Annotated in this window: 12 protein-coding genes; 4 read left to right on the plus strand and 8 right to left on the minus strand. The window is 36.1% G+C overall.

Translation table 11 applies throughout. The features are described from left to right. Nucleotides 1–347: 347 nt before the first annotated feature. From accC to DF185_RS16945, 3 genes are read left to right on the plus strand one after another with little or no spacing between them, the layout of a single operon-like run. Nucleotides 348–1,871, plus strand: coding sequence for an acetyl-CoA carboxylase biotin carboxylase subunit (accC, locus tag DF185_RS16935; RefSeq protein ID WP_110361947.1), 1,524 nt, complete (start codon nt 348–350; stop codon nt 1,869–1,871). A gap of 26 nt (nt 1,872–1,897) precedes the next feature. Further along, nucleotides 1,898–2,407, plus strand: coding sequence for a biotin/lipoyl-containing protein (locus DF185_RS16940; RefSeq protein ID WP_110361948.1), 510 nt, complete (start codon nt 1,898–1,900; stop codon nt 2,405–2,407). A gap of 56 nt (nt 2,408–2,463) precedes the next feature. Next, nucleotides 2,464–3,999, plus strand: coding sequence for an acyl-CoA carboxylase subunit beta (locus tag DF185_RS16945; protein ID WP_243421788.1), 1,536 nt, complete (start codon nt 2,464–2,466; stop codon nt 3,997–3,999). Between the two features lie 65 nt (nt 4,000–4,064). Here the strand turns inward: DF185_RS16945 and DF185_RS16950 are convergent, their stop codons facing one another. The 6 genes from DF185_RS16950 to DF185_RS16975 all read right to left on the minus strand — a co-directional run bounded on the left by DF185_RS16950 (nt 4,065) and on the right by DF185_RS16975 (nt 11,599). Further along, nucleotides 4,065–5,147, minus strand: coding sequence for an alpha/beta hydrolase family protein (locus DF185_RS16950; protein WP_110361949.1), 1,083 nt, complete (start codon nt 5,145–5,147; stop codon nt 4,065–4,067). A gap of 505 nt (nt 5,148–5,652) precedes the next feature. Next, a complete protein-coding gene (gene tilS / locus DF185_RS16955) occupies nt 5,653–6,975 on the minus strand; it encodes a tRNA lysidine(34) synthetase TilS (RefSeq protein ID WP_110361950.1) in 1,323 nt (440 codons plus the stop codon). A gap of 101 nt (nt 6,976–7,076) precedes the next feature. Further along, a complete protein-coding gene (gene pabB, locus DF185_RS16960) occupies nt 7,077–8,390 on the minus strand; it encodes an aminodeoxychorismate synthase component I (protein ID WP_110361951.1) in 1,314 nt (437 codons plus the stop codon). A gap of 527 nt (nt 8,391–8,917) precedes the next feature. Next, entirely contained in the window at nt 8,918–9,361 is a 444-nt protein-coding gene (locus DF185_RS16965) for a DUF6265 family protein (protein ID WP_110361952.1), read from the minus strand. 29 nt (nt 9,362–9,390) lie between these two features. Then, a complete protein-coding gene (locus DF185_RS16970; protein WP_110361953.1) occupies nt 9,391–10,476 on the minus strand; it encodes an SGNH/GDSL hydrolase family protein in 1,086 nt (361 codons plus the stop codon). A gap of 130 nt (nt 10,477–10,606) precedes the next feature. Then, nucleotides 10,607–11,599, minus strand: a complete 993-nt coding sequence (locus tag DF185_RS16975) for a YhdH/YhfP family quinone oxidoreductase (RefSeq protein WP_110361954.1) — start codon at nt 11,597–11,599, stop codon at nt 10,607–10,609. A 137-nt stretch (nt 11,600–11,736) separates the two neighbouring features. Here DF185_RS16975 and DF185_RS16980 point away from each other — a divergent pair, with 137 nt between their 5' ends. After that, the gene (locus DF185_RS16980; protein WP_110361955.1) at nt 11,737–12,051 is read left to right on the plus strand and encodes a winged helix-turn-helix transcriptional regulator; all 315 of its coding nucleotides are present in this window, start codon (nt 11,737–11,739) and stop codon (nt 12,049–12,051) included. 17 nt (nt 12,052–12,068) lie between these two features. Here DF185_RS16980 and DF185_RS16985 read toward each other — a convergent pair whose 3' ends face one another. Next, nucleotides 12,069–14,078 (minus strand): sensor histidine kinase, encoded by a 2,010-nt coding sequence (locus tag DF185_RS16985; RefSeq protein WP_110361956.1) that lies wholly within the window; start codon nt 14,076–14,078, stop codon nt 12,069–12,071. Between the two features lie 145 nt (nt 14,079–14,223). Further along, the gene (gene pepT, locus DF185_RS16990; protein ID WP_110361957.1) at nt 14,224–15,450 is read right to left on the minus strand and encodes a peptidase T; all 1,227 of its coding nucleotides are present in this window, start codon (nt 15,448–15,450) and stop codon (nt 14,224–14,226) included. Nucleotides 15,451–15,537: the final 87 nt, after the last annotated feature.

The raw sequence follows: 15,537 nt of genomic DNA on the forward strand, positions 1-15,537 counted from the left end.
CAAAGCATATACAATCAACAAACTTATAAACTGACAGTTACAAGCTGAATAAAAATAATTAAACAACTCCTAAAAAAGCTGTATAAACAAACTCTTATATGTATTAAGATTCTCTCTAAAACAAGGTATTCCACATGACTTTTATCATGTTTTTATGTCAAGTTACATTGATACATGTTCATATTTAATTACTTGGAAACTTCGATTTTTTAATTATTTTTGAGATGCTGTACAACATATTTATGCTGTATATTATCTTTTTTTTGGGAAAGTATTCCTAATCTAATGGTAAATAATTGACTTAAAACAAGGCTTTTACAAAGCCCAATTAACAATTAACCAAAACTATGATTACGAAGATTTCAAAAGTCCTCGTTGCGAATCGAGGAGAAATTGCTCTGCGCGTAATGAGATCGTGTAGAGAATTAGGGATTAAATCCGTTGCGGTATATTCCGATGTCGATAGAACATCAATGCACGTAAGATATGCCGATCAGGCATTTCATATTGGTCCCGCAGCATCTGCTGAAAGTTACCTGAACATTGAAAAAATTATTGAAGTAGCTAAACAATCCAAAGCGGATGCCATCCATCCCGGCTACGGATTTTTAAGTGAAAATGCAGAGTTCTCGAAAAGATGCCAGGAAGAAGGCATCATATTCATTGGGCCCACACCCGAAGTAATATCAACAATGGGTGATAAAATTACCGCTCGACAAACCATGATAGATGGAGGAGTTCCTGTTGTTCCTGGTACAAAGGAGAATCTTGATGATGATGAAACCGCCCTTAAAGTGATCCGAGAAATAGGACTTCCTGTAATGATTAAAGCTTCTGCTGGTGGTGGTGGAAAAGGAATGCGAATGGTTGATAAGGAAGAAAATATCCTTAGTGCATTAAGAGCTGCCAAATCCGAAGCCAGATCTGCATTTGGAGATGATTCCGTTTATGTGGAAAAATACATTTCCTCTCCTCATCATATCGAGTTTCAAATTTTGGGTGATCAGCATGGAAATGTAATTCATCTGTGCGAACGTGAATGTTCCGTTCAACGTCGTCACCAAAAAGTTGTAGAGGAAACCCCTTCTCCAATGATGACTCCTGAACTTCGCAATAAAATGGGTGAAGCTGCCGTAGCAGCCGCTAAAGCTGTAGATTATTATGGTGCCGGAACCATCGAATTCCTTGCTGATAATGATCACAATTTCTACTTCCTGGAGATGAATACTCGTTTACAAGTAGAACATCCAATTACGGAAAGAACTACGGGATACGACCTTGTCAAACAGCAAATTCTGATTGCTGAAGGACAAAAGCTAGATATCAAACAAGAGGAAGTTTTTCAGTTTGGACACGCAATCGAATGCAGAATTTATGCAGAAGATACCGACAATAACTTTATGCCAAGTCCAGGTTTAATTACACACATTACCGAACCAATGGGCTTAGGAGTTAGAACTGACGGATATGTTTATGAAGGTTATGAAATACCTATTCATTACGATCCAATGATCTCCAAATTAATCATTTGGGCCCGTACTCGCGAAGAAGCTATTGAAAGAATGCGTCGTGCCCTATACGAATACAAAATTACTGGGGTGAAAACCTCAATCAAATTCCTGGAAAGAATCATGGATTGCCGTGATTTTAGAGAAGGAACTTACGATACCCACTTTATTCAGAACAATGAAGAATTTTTGCTAGCTGATGATGAAGCCAAGCAACAATTCGAAGATCTGGCCATAGTTACTGCCTTTTTAGATTATCATCACAAATTAAAGAATGCTCAAGTAGGACAAGAAGATTCTAAGTCTAGTCGATGGAAAGATTTCGGTAGACGAAGAAGTGTTTACAGAGCAAGTGAAAATTAAAATGGTTCAACTTAAAAAAAATAATTATGGCACTAGAAATTAAATTAGATGACCGAGTTGCTAAGGTTGAACTTCTTGCTGAAGATGGCAACCATATTAAAATCATAGTGGACGACAGAGAGTATGATTTAGACATGCAACAGGTTGAAAGTGGAGTTTACTCCGTAATGTACAAAGGGCGTTCGTTCAATGTTGAGTTAATTGAAAATGGAACACCTAAAAAATACACTGTCAACACATTTTATCACTCATACGATGCAGAAATTATTGATGCTGAAACAAAGTATTTGCAAGCAAGGAATGCTGGCGATCTTGAAACAGCAGAAAGTACTATATCATCACCTATGCCTGGAAAGGTTGTTAAAATACCTGTTGAACTTGGCGCAGAGGTGAAAAAAGGAGATACTGTAATCATTATTTCTGCTATGAAAATGGAAAGCGAATACAAAGCAATGAAAGATGGAGTTGTGAAAGAAATCTTTGTAAAAGAAGATGACACCATTGATGGAAATCAACCTCTTGTATACATTGATTAAATCAAATTGCATCACAATTTGAAATTCGCAATTAATAATTTGTAATAAAATAAAACATGTTGACATTAGAAGATAAAATCAAAAAGTTTGAAGAACTAAATAAATCTGCTGAACTTGGCGGTGGACAAGAAAGAATTGACAAACACCATGCAGCTGGAAAAAAGACGGCTCGAGAAAGAATCAATGACTTACTTGACCCTGAAACATTTGTTGAAGTTGATAAGATGGTAACTCACAGATCAACAGATTTTGGAATGGAAAAAAACAAAATTCTGGGTGATGGTGTTGTTTGTGGATATGGAAAAGTAGATAGTCGTTTGGTATACGTATTTGCACAAGATTTTACGGTTTTTGGTGGTTCGCTAAGTAGAGCCAATGCCGATAAGATTGTAAAAATCACCAAATTGGCAATGAAAATGGGAGCTCCAATCATTGGATTAAATGATTCTGGTGGAGCAAGAATTCAAGAGGGGGTTCAAAGTTTGGCTGGTTATGCCGATATATTCTACCAGAATGTTCGTGGTTCAGGTGTAATTCCCCAAATTTCTGCAATTATGGGCCCTTGTGCTGGTGGTGCAGTGTACTCTCCTGCCCTTACCGATTTCATTATGATGGTAAAGGATACAAGCTACATGTTTGTAACTGGTCCGGATGTTATTAAAACTGTTACTCATGAAGAAGTAACAAAAGAAGAACTTGGTGGAGCTCTTACCCACAATTCGAAAAGTGGTGTGGCTCATTTTACCGCAGACAACGATGAACAAGCCATGATGATGCTAAGAGAATTGATTAGCTTCTTGCCATCAAATAATATGGAAGATCCTCCGGTAAAACCTTGTACTGATAACATTCACCGTGAAGATGAAAAACTTCAGACTATCGTTCCTGCCGATCCGAACAAACCATATGACATCAAAGAAATTATTGAAACTGTTGTTGATGATCACAATTTCTTTGAAGTGATGCCATTGTATGCTCAGAATATAACCATAGGCTTTGCAAGATTAGCGGGTAAACCAGTTGGTATAGTCGCAAACAATCCTGCAAATATGGCTGGTGTTTTGGACATTAATAGTTCGACTAAAGCGGCTCGCTTTGTTCGTTTCTGCGATGCCTTTAATATTCCACTGGTAACTTTTGTAGATGTTCCTGGCTTCCTACCTGGAACAGCACAAGAATATGGTGGTATTATAAAACATGGCGCTAAACTTCTTTATGCTTTTGCCGAAGCAACAGTACCTAAGATCACATTAATTACCCGTAAGGCTTATGGTGGTGCTTACGATGTAATGGCATCGAAACACATTGGTGCCGATATTAATTACTCGTTCCCAACTGGAGAAATTGCGGTAATGGGTGCCGAAGGGGCGGTAAATATTATGCACAAAGGATTAACTGATTCTGAACGTGCTGATGCGATTGAAGATTACAGAGATAAATTTGCCCATCCATATAAAGCGGCGGAATTGGGTTATATCGATGAAGTAATTCAACCAAAAGAAAGTAGATATAAACTAATTCAGGCTTTGGAAATGTGCGCCAATAAGAGCGAGCAAAATCCTCCTAAAAAACATGGAAACATTCCTTTATAGATAAAGATTAAATACAAAAGAAGCATGGCTTTCAAGTCATGCTTCTTTTTTTATGCTGTCTTTTTTTAGAATCGATAACCAGCTATCTGAATATCTTTTAAAGTCTTAATTGGTTTGTTGGGTTTTAATTGCTTCGACAAAAACTTATAAATCTTTACGCGAATTTCTTTTGCCTTCTTTGTATCCATTCTATCAAATGAATGCCCCCCTGGTACTGCTTGATAAATTTCATACTCGAATGTTTTTCCATCCGCTTTAAGCGATTTGATTAAATGCTCTACCTCCAATACATTTACATCATCATCATTGGTATTGGTATGAATTAATAAGGGTGTATTCTGAAACTTATGAGTATTCCAGGCTGGTGATCGTCTGCGATATTCAGCCAAATTATCATTGGCTGTTTTGCCAATATGGTATTCTGCCGAATACAAATCACGATAAGATTGAGTCATGTACCCCATTCGTGCAACCAAATCGCTTACAGGAACTCCTGCAAATCCAACTTTGTAATCCTTTGGGTGATTAAACAGATTAAAGAGCGTAATCATTCCTCCATGGCTCCACCCCATAATTCCTACTCTGTTTCCATCAACAAAATCGTAATTCTCAATCATGTAATTGCGACTGGCATAAACATCTTCATTCTCTAATCCACCGTAATCTATTTTCTCGTAATGGCCTTTACCGTATCCTGTACTGCCGCGATACTCTGCAGCAACAACAATATATTCCTGAGCAATTAACTCACGAACAATATGAGTGTAATAGGTTGTAAAATCGCCATGTACACCACCATGTGGCAATACCATAAGCGGATATTTCTTATTCACATCTAAGTTTTTTGGAAAAAAGGCATAGGTCCAAAACTTTACAGGATTACCTGCCCCTTTTGCCGTTGGATTTTTCTCTTTCCACTTTGGTGGTCCGTAAATGTATAATTTATCGACATGAGCTACATCTCCTACTCTCTCGAACCAAATGATATCATCTACCATTTTTTGAAGACGATCCAATCGGTGATCTAAATTTTCATTGTAATTCTTAAGCTCTTCAATCTCACTTTTAATTTCCTGAGATTGAGAAAATCCTGAAAGCGAAAGGAGACCTATGAAGAGAGTGGCTAGGCTGTGTTTTAGTTTTATCATGTTTTGAGTTTATTGGTTAGTTGTTTAATCGAAAGGACTAATTTATAAATTATGGATCAAGTATTAGCTTTTAATCTCAAAATATTACGGTGCGCTGCACCTCATTCTTAATACAATGAATCGACCTATAAATATATAGGTGCTCTGCACCTTTTAAAAACATTCAATACCCTTCTATAAGATTAAGATACCCTGTTCCAAATATAAATAATCATGCAAATCAAGCAACAGAGTTGCGCTATATTTATAGCCAATAATAATTGTGGAAAGCCATGTGCACAGCACCGTTTTATTATAGGATAATTAAATTCCCAAGCCAAATTCTTACCCAAATTGCGGATCAAAACCAATCGCAACCACTATACTTTAATATATCCCAAAAGAAAAGATTAAGGTATTCCCTACCATATTCATTCATGTAAATCAAGCAACAGAGTTGCACTATATTTATAGCCAGTAATAATTGTGGGAAGCTAGGTGCAGAGCACCGTAATATTTCCGGATTCTACTTCAACTCCAAGCTAAATATCTTGGTCGTTTCTTGGGTAATTTTAAATCGATCATCCAAACGATGGCCAACAACCCAGGCAATTCTATCGCCAGAAATCAATAACCAGGTATTTTCCTTATCCTGTAACGAAAACTTTTGATCGATAAAGAAATCCGAAATCTTCTTGTTTCCCTTCATGCCTATCGGACGGAAACTATCTCCTTTTTGCCATTTACGCAGCTTAAGTGGAAACTTCAACTTACTGGCATCTAAACATGCAATTTCCGGATTGGTTGGGAATTTAAAGTTTGGTGTTCTATCAATAAAAGATGCTTCCATTTCTATTGGGAACTCAATTAAACCTGATTTTTCCTCCAACAAATATTCGTTGGAATCATATTCTTCCAGTTCAGATAAAATCAAATACTTTCTGTCTCTTAAAATCTGGTGTGTGGATGAAAAGAACCTTTTACCAGAAATAGAATCTAAAGATTTGGCAATCATTCTTACATCACGATGGTGAAATCCGTAAGGAGATAATATTTCGAACAAATGAGATGATGGAGAAGGCAATTCTTGCAATCGAGCAATGGAAATTAACAGCTGGTTCTCCCTCTGAAATACCAAATGCAAGCGATTCTCTTCAATTACATCATTGTAAATCTGTTCAACCTCTTTAAATCGTTGAACATTTTCGCTCATGGTTTTTCTGATGGCTGGATTAATCTGTTCCAAAACCGGAATCACCTGATGGCGAATTTTATTCCTTACAAAGTCGGTTGCACGGTTGGTTGAATCTTCGCGATAATTTAAACCTTCGCTCTCGGCAAACTCTTCCAACTCTTTTCGGGTGAAAGGAAGGAGTGGTCGAATAATCTTACCCAATTTGGATTTGATTCCTGTTAAGCCATGAATTCCAGTGCCTCTTACCAGGTTAATTAATACAGTTTCTGCAACATCATCGGCATGATGACCAACGGCAATGTATTGATAATTCTCTAATTCCAGAATTTGATTGAACCACTCGTACCTCAATTCCCGAGCTGCCATTTCAATAGAAAGTTTATTGCTTTCAGCGTAAGCTTTGGTATCAAAATCTTTAGAATAAAAAGGAAGATTGTATTGCTTGGCCAGATTTTTAACAAATTCAAAATCCCCATCCGACTCATCGCCTCGTAAATGAAAATTGCAATGTGCAATGGCGCAGTTTACTTCCATTTTTAATAGCATCTGAAGCAAAACAACAGAATCGATTCCTCCGCTTACCGCAACCAAAATTTTTTCATCACGATAAAACAGATTTTCTTCTTCTACAAAGCGAACTAACTTACGAAACACGGTATCAATTGGTAATTAATAATTAATAATTAATAATGAGTAATGTGAAAATGAATATCTTATATAATACATTCAACTTAACACATTAATTTTTTCTCTCCCTACTCGTTTTTTAAAACTTTCATGATGGCTTTGGCTTTTAACATGCACTCTTCGTACTCTTTCTCGGCCTCGGCCTGCATGGTAATGGCTCCGCCAACCATAAACGAAAGATAATGATTTCTTGCATTATAAAGTATGCTGCGGATTACCACATTAAAATCAAAATCGCCTTCAGGTGTAATGTATCCAATAGCTCCAGAAAACAATCCTCTTTTGCTTGTTTCATACTTTTCAATCAGTTTCATGGCACGAACCTTAGGAGCACCGGTCATCGATCCCATTGGAAAACATTGGCGAATGGCTTCTATAAAGTGTACCCCTTCTTTAAGCTCCGAAACAACGGTGGAAATCATTTGATGCACCTGCGGAAAAGAATAAATCCCACACAACTCCTCTACGATTACCGATCCTTTTTCTGCAGTTCTCGATAAGTCGTTTCTTACCAAATCTACAATCATGATGTTCTCTGCTCTCTCCTTTGGATCATTGAACAAGATCTCCTTAATTTGCTTGTCTTCGGCTTCGTTTGCTCCTCGCTTAGCTGTTCCTTTTATGGGTTGAGAAATGATTTTCTTTCCAACCTTCTTGATAAATCGCTCTGGACTGGCCGACAACAAATACTGCTCGCCCATTTGGTAAAAGCCCGAATAAGGAGTAGGTGAAACTTCGGTTAGTTTCTGATAGGTGCCACGAGGCTTAATGTAGCAATCTTCGGCATAAAATTCCTGACAGAAATTCACCTCGTAGATATCTCCTCTTCGAATATGATCTTTCAGTCGATTAACAGCCATCAAATACTCATCACGAGAGATTCTGGAATGAATTAGATTTACAGAAATAGACTTTTCGCTAGGCAATTCCATATCTTGAAGATTTTGAACCAAAGAAAGCACCTCATCTTCTGTAAATTCCTCATCGTAATAATGCACAATCAGCGTATCTGCATCCAAAAGGAAGACCCAACGTGGTCGGAAAAAGTTCATTTCCGGAAAATCCAATCCATCATGATTTTCAGACTTTAGCTCTTCAATCTCATTCTTTAAATCATAGCCCAAATAACCAAACCACCAATCATTCGATTTTTCAATGCTCTCTTTCAAATGATGAAAACAATCCTGTTTGGGTTCAATAATCTGAAGCGCATCAATACCAGCAACCAATTCGTAGGTATTGTATTCGGCCTTCGAATTTACTTTCTGATTCACCTCATGACTATCGAGTATACTAACATACTCGAACTTCTTGCTCCAAAATAGAAGCTGGTACTTAAACCTGCTTGGATTATTGATATGAAATGTAAGCTGTTTTCGCATGCCGCAAATTTAGGTAAAAGATGCGTAGAATTGCTTTCCCTCCCTAATATAGATGCATTTTACCAAGCTAATATGAAATCAGAATTAATTGTTTGAGACTATTAGATTAAAAGTTAGGATGCTACATATTTGATAGTTGTTGGCGATAGGATTTACCGGTAAATGTATTCATCATTCATTGTCGGCGATATGATTTACGGATAAATGCAGTACTTTTTTCAGCAAATGATAAGATTTACCCGTAAATGTGCAACTTGTTGGTTGTTGACGATAGGATTTACCGGTAAATGTATTCATCATTCATTGTCGGCGATATGATTTACGGATAAATGCAATACTTTTTTCGGCAAATGATAAGATTTACCCATAAATGTGCTACTTTTTTGTTGTTGATGATAGGATTTATCGGTAAATGTATTCATCATTCATTGTCGGCGATATGATTTACGGGTAAACGAATCAACTTCTTTCAATAATGAACTGATCTAAAATTGATAGATTTATTTCATATGCAAAAACTAAGGCTATTATGGTGTTACTTTGTTCATCACATATGAAAAGCCTTGCTCATTGTCTCCCAAAACATTTACCTTAATTCGTGTTTCATTTATTTTCTGATATTGGATTTTCTTGGGGAAATCGTGTTCCAGATTTTCAAATGAATAGTATGCTGAAAGCTTATCATTTAAAGGAAATGATATTGTAGCTCCTTCGTTTTGATTTATAACAGTTGCCTGATAAATAATCCTACCTCTGATTTCTTTTATGGCAAGTTTTTCGAAAATCCGCTTTTTCCCATCAACAAGCTTATATCCCTCTCCCAACAAATCATCCTCGAACTTGTCCCATTTTTCGAATTGTTGTTTGCCTTCAACTTGCCAAGTCCCTTCCAGAAAATGAAAAGATTGAAGATCCTGAGTAGAACAGGATTGGGTACAAATCGAGAAAATAATTAAAATCAGATACTTCATAAAACGAAGAGATATTTATTTCTTCCAATTTACCAATTAATATTTTCATCGATAAATTGAATCAGGCTATTGGCCATTTCCTCTTGTTCCTTAATCGATGGATGTCCTGTTGTTTCTTTAAAAGGAACAAAATGTGTGTAGATTTTATCATCTTTTAAGCCAGCAACTGCCTTTTTAATATATCCAGGCCATTGGGATCTTTCCCTGGTAGCATCCATATTTCCCAGCATGCATATGATTTCTGCTTTAGGGTAGTGATTTCGAATCCCTGCTACAAACTGCTGGTATGCATGAATCAAATATTCTTCGCTTGGAGATTTTTCATCAAAATTCTTCTTGAACTCATCCCTTTCTGGCATATTTACCAACCATGAATCATTCTGAAATAAATTCACTACCACCACATCAGGTTCATACAAAGAAAAATCCCATTGACTAGTTGAATCTGCAGGATTTAATCGATCGTAAATATCGGGCATTTCGAAAGGGAACCAACTGATTGTAATTCCAATTCCACTTTTACAAATACAATGGTAATCGGCATCGAAATATCTGGCAGTTATTGAGGCATAGCTTAAATAATTGTTCGTAAAAGTACTGTCCGGAGAATCATTTCCTGAAGTATCTTCCACTGCATATCCTGCTGTAATGGAATTTCCATAAAACTCTATTTTTCTTTTTGCCACATCTGCTTTGGATAATAACTTCGCTTTTCCATCAATCTTAAAACCATAAAAGTTTGTTGTTCCCCTATCCCACTCAGTACGTTTAAACAACTCTATACTATGTTTCCCTGGCGACAAATTTGTAACCAATTCATGGTACTCCTTAATTGTATCGGGGCGAAACAGTACAACACTGTCCTTATCGATGATGATATTATAATAGTTATCCCCCTTTTTATCCTTCATTAAAGCACTCAGCGATTCTCCTTCAAAGTTTATTTTGATCGAGCTACCCGACCAATAGAGCTCTGCGTGATCGAAACTTGCAGTATCGACTCTTCCTGAATATTTAATTTCTGAGTTTGAGAATGGAACAATTAAACTTTGTTGTTTTGTACAAGCTGCAAAAATTGCAATCAAAGCAATTAGGAGATAATAGGTATTTTTCATGGTATGGATTTTATAGTCTGGAATTTCAAAACTACTTATTATTTTTATTAAAAATTAATGCCTCTTTCTTAAATAATAACAAAAAAGGCAGCCAACCGGCTGCCCCAAACTATAAACATCTAATGAAACCTTAGAGTTTCACAATTACTCTTCCTTTACTTTTCTTTTGTAACATTAAGTCGATATACTCATTTAAATCTTCTAAAGAAGATTCAATTACCTGTTCCTTATGCTTGTATACATTCCATTCTGCAGCCAATTTGTCCCAAACTTTTTGTCTTAACTCCATTGGACAGTTTTGAGAATCGATACCAATCAAACTGATTCCATTTAAAATAAATGGGTAAACAGTCATAGGTAAATCTCCTGATCCAACATTTCCACAACAAGTTACACTACCCATTGGCTTACACGCTTTCAATAATGTATGTAATGTATTTCCACCGATAACATCAATTGCTCCAGCCCAAAGTGGTCTTAACAATGGTCTTCCCGATTGATCATCTGTAATATCTTTTGAAATTCTGTTGCTAGCTCCCAACTCATTTAATACCTCTTCATCACCAGTTGCATCGAACGTTGCAGCAGTTACCTCAAAACCTAATGATGATAAGATACTAATGGCAATACTACCTACACCACCTAAAGCACCTGTAACTACAACTGGGCCCATTTCTGGTGTTTGACCAGATGCCAATAGCTTGTACACAGAAAGTGCAGCTGTAAAACCTGCTGTTCCATAAATCATAGCATCTCGAAAACTCAATTCTTTTGGCAATGCCACCACCCAGTTAGCAGGAACGCGAATGTAATCAGAAAAACCACCATCGGTATTCATTCCCAAATCATAGCTGGTAACAATTACCTCGTCGCCTACTTTAAATTTATCACTTGATGATTCTTCTACAACTCCTGCAGCATCAATACCAGGAGTGTGAGGGTAATTTCTGGTTACTCCTTTATTTCCAGAGACAGACAAGGCATCTTTGTAGTTTAATGATGAGTAACGCACACGAATTAAAACTTCACCTTCAGGTAAATCCTCAATCTTTCTGCTTACAATTTCTCTTTTGTATTCTCCATTTTCTTCGCGAATACGAAGTGCTTTAAATTCTTTATCCATAACGGTTCTGTTATTTATTCTTATCTTGCAACAAAAATACGTTCATTTAATCTACAAATCAAGAACTTACAATTACATCACATACTAACATTTTGTTCTGATTTACTGATTATCAATGAATAAAAATTTCAAAAAAATTGGAAAAAGGAATTTGTCCCATAGATACATTTATCAATTACGTAAAAGGAAAACGTAAGGCCACCATTATTTTGCATCTGAAACAAGGTACAAAACGATATTCGGAATTGGTGAAGCTCATTCCTGATGTAAGCGATAGAATGCTTAGTAAAAATCTTAAAGAATTGGAAGAATCTGGATTTATTGAGAAAAAGATATATCCCGAAATACCTCCAAAGGTAGAATATAGCTTAAGCAAGCTGGGTGATGAGATACATCCGGTATTAATTGCTATGTTTCGGGGTGGAAAGATATTGGAGAAAAAGTTGAAATAAATTGGTTCTTTCCATATTCAAATCGATGACTTTGTTGCAAAATCACTCATCTGTTGTATTAAAATTGGTTGAACGGGTATGGTAAAATAAAAGTTGGCGCCTTCTCCTAATTTGCTTTCTACCCAAATTTTTCCTCCAAGCATTTCAACGTAAGATTTCGCAATAGCAAGTCCCAAACCAGCTCCCTGTTTCGCATTCACATCGTATATATCTGCTTGGATAAAACGCTCAAAAATCGCTTTTTGCCTATCCTTTGCAATACCAATACCAGTATCTTTCACGTAGAACTCTAACCACTCCTTCTTTCTTACACATCCAAAATCGATAAAGCCATTTTCACAATATTTTATGGCATTTTTCAGAAGATTGGTTAAAACTGCATATATTTTCTCTTCATCAGTTTTTATTAATTCATCTTTCTTCAGTAATAGGTCACAACATCTCAACTCCACATCCTTATCTTCAAATTCTGGCTTAAAGAAATTGTAAAGTTCTTCAAGTTGATTGTTGATATTTGATTCCTGAATATTGAATTCGATGAGTCCGGATTCAATTTTAGAGATGTCTACTATATCGTTAATGATACTTAGCATTCTCTTTCCACTTTGCGATATAATTTCTAAATAACGAGTCTTCTTTTCTTTGTTTAATTGTGGAGTCTTTAATAAATCTGCAAATCCAAGGATTCCATTCATAGGGGTTCGGATTTCATGACTCATATTTGCCAAAAATGCAGATTTTAATAAATCACTCTTTTCTGCTCTTTCTTTGGCATATATTAATTCTGCTTCATATTTCTTTCTCTCAGTTACGTCTTTAGCTATTGAGATCACCAATTTTCTACCATCATCTAATACTCCAAGTGGAGCCGAACTAAAATCCCAAATTACCATATTACCTGAAGTTGTTATTATCTCTGATTCACCACCTTCTATTATCTTATCAGAATTATAAAGTTCTTCAATTAATTTACGAACATGTTTACCTTCTGTCCCATACGCTTTCTCTGTCCATTCCTGAACTGTAACGATATCATTACGAGTATAGCCTGTTAAATCTGTCCATGCATCATTTATTGTTATCACCTCCCCACCTTCAGCGTGAATCATTATAGGAAATGGGGCAAAGTATATCGCTGATCTAAAACTCTCCTCGGTTCTTTTTACTTTTCTTGTAACAACATTTACCCGGTATCGAAGGAAAAACACAAATGCTAATAATAGTATTAAAACACCAGATATTAGAATAATGGTATTTTTTAACCACGTGGGAAATACTGTAATACTCCCTATTTCACCATGAGACCATTCTTGTCTGGAATTATTGTAAACAGAGTTACTTTGGTATTTCCATTCCTTCAGATAATTATTTAAAAGATTTAGGATTTCTCCATTTTTTCCCTTCTTAACTGTAAAGTAGATATCAAAAGGATTAAAGATAATTCCACTAGAACGCAATGTATATTTTCTTGATTGCGCTGCTCCAAAAGTATTATTCACAACTCCTGCATCTACCTTATTGTATGCTAACATTTTGAATACTTCCTCTGAATCCTTGGCGTAGACAAATTTACAATTGACAGAAAGTTTTTGGGTTAAGTCCTGCAAATACCACGAATTGATATCTGCTTTCATAATGGCAACTTTTTGCCCTTCCAGATCAAGAATTCCATCAATTTCAGAGTCGGCATTGACATACACTTCTCCCCAAACAGTTAGCAATGGTTCCGTGCCATAATCCATATACATTGATCGTTCTTCGGTATATGCAACACTTACCAACAAATCAATTTCTTCATTTTTTATCCGCTCCAAACACATATCCCACGAACCAAAAACATATTCGAAGTGTATGTTATTTTGTTCCTCAACCTCTTTAAGTGCATCTACATAAAATCCTTTCACAATACCATCCGAATCCATAAAAATAGCGGGATAATAACTAAAGGCACCTATACGAAATTTCTCTTGTGCATTAGCTTGAATTATGGATAGCACTAACAAAAGTGTTACTAAAATCTTATTCATGAAGAAGGCTGTCTATTAATGTATGTGTAATATCAAAGCTTAATAGGATGATCTTTTTAATGATTCGCTCACTTAAATTTAACAATTATTCATATGCAAAAAAAGGCAACCTATTGGCTGCCTTTCTATAAATAATGAGTCTTATTTATCTTTTCGAAATCATCTCTACAATTTTCAGAATTACATCAACTGCTTTTTCCATAGACTGAACGGGAACATACTCGAATCTGCCATGGAAATTGTGTCCACCTGCAAAGATATTCGGGCAAGGCAAGCCCATATAGGACAAGCGGCTTCCATCAGTACCTCCTCGAATAGGAATCACCATAGGAGTAACGCCCACTTCTTTCATTGCTTCTTCGGCAATATCAACAACATACTTCACAGGCTCTACCTTTTCGCGCATATTGTAATATTGGTTGGTCATTTCAAGAATAAGTGTTCCTTCACCAAATTTCTGATTATACTCTGCACACAAATCTTCAATAAACTTTTTTCGAGCTTCGTAATTGGTCATATCAAAATCACGAATGATATACTGAAGAGAAGTGCTCTCTACTCCTCCATTCATAGCTATTAAATGATAAAATCCTTGATATCCTTCCGTCTTTTCGGGAACTTCATCTTTAGGCAAACGAGCTGCAAACTCATTGGCAATAGTCATAGAATTAATCATCTTGTCTATTGCCATTCCTGGGTGAACATTTCGTCCCTTAAAGGTGATTTTAGCAAAGGCTGCATTAAAATTCTCGTACTGCAACTCACCTATTTCACCACCATCTAAAGTGTAAGCGAAATCTGCTCCAAATTTCTTAACATCAAAAAAGTCTGCTCCTTTTCCAATTTCCTCATCTGGCGTAAAACCAACATGAACAGGACCATGCTTAATTTCAGGGTTCTTAGCCAAGTATTCAACTGCTGTTATAATCTCGGCAACACCGGCTTTATCATCGGCACCAAGTAAGGTTGTACCATCTGTTGTAATTAAAGTTTGACCTTTATAATTTGTCAATTCAGGAAAATCAGACACTTTCATTACAATATTCTGCTCCTCATTTAGAACGATATCCATGCCATTGTAATTTTCCAGAATTTGAGGCTTTACATTCTTTCCTGAGAAATCAGGACTTGTATCCATATGAGCAACGAATCCCACTTTTGGAACTTCCTTTTCTATATTTGAAGGAAGGATTCCCATTACATATCCATTCTCATCAACACTTACATTTTCTAATCCAATTTCTTCCAATTCTTTTGCTAGCTCCTTTGCAAGAACCATTTGACCAGGTGTACTCGGTGTTAAACCTGTTTCAGTATCCGATTCGGTATCGAACTTTACGTATTTTAAAAATTTATCTACTACAGTATTCATTGTTGTGTATTGTTAATAGTTCAAGTCTTACCCTCAGGTAAAATAAAACGCTTCAACTTTGTGAAGCGCTACAATATTATAAAATGA

This window comes from Marinifilum breve, assembly GCF_003202155.1.
Taxonomy (GTDB): domain Bacteria; phylum Bacteroidota; class Bacteroidia; order Bacteroidales; family Marinifilaceae; genus Marinifilum; species Marinifilum breve.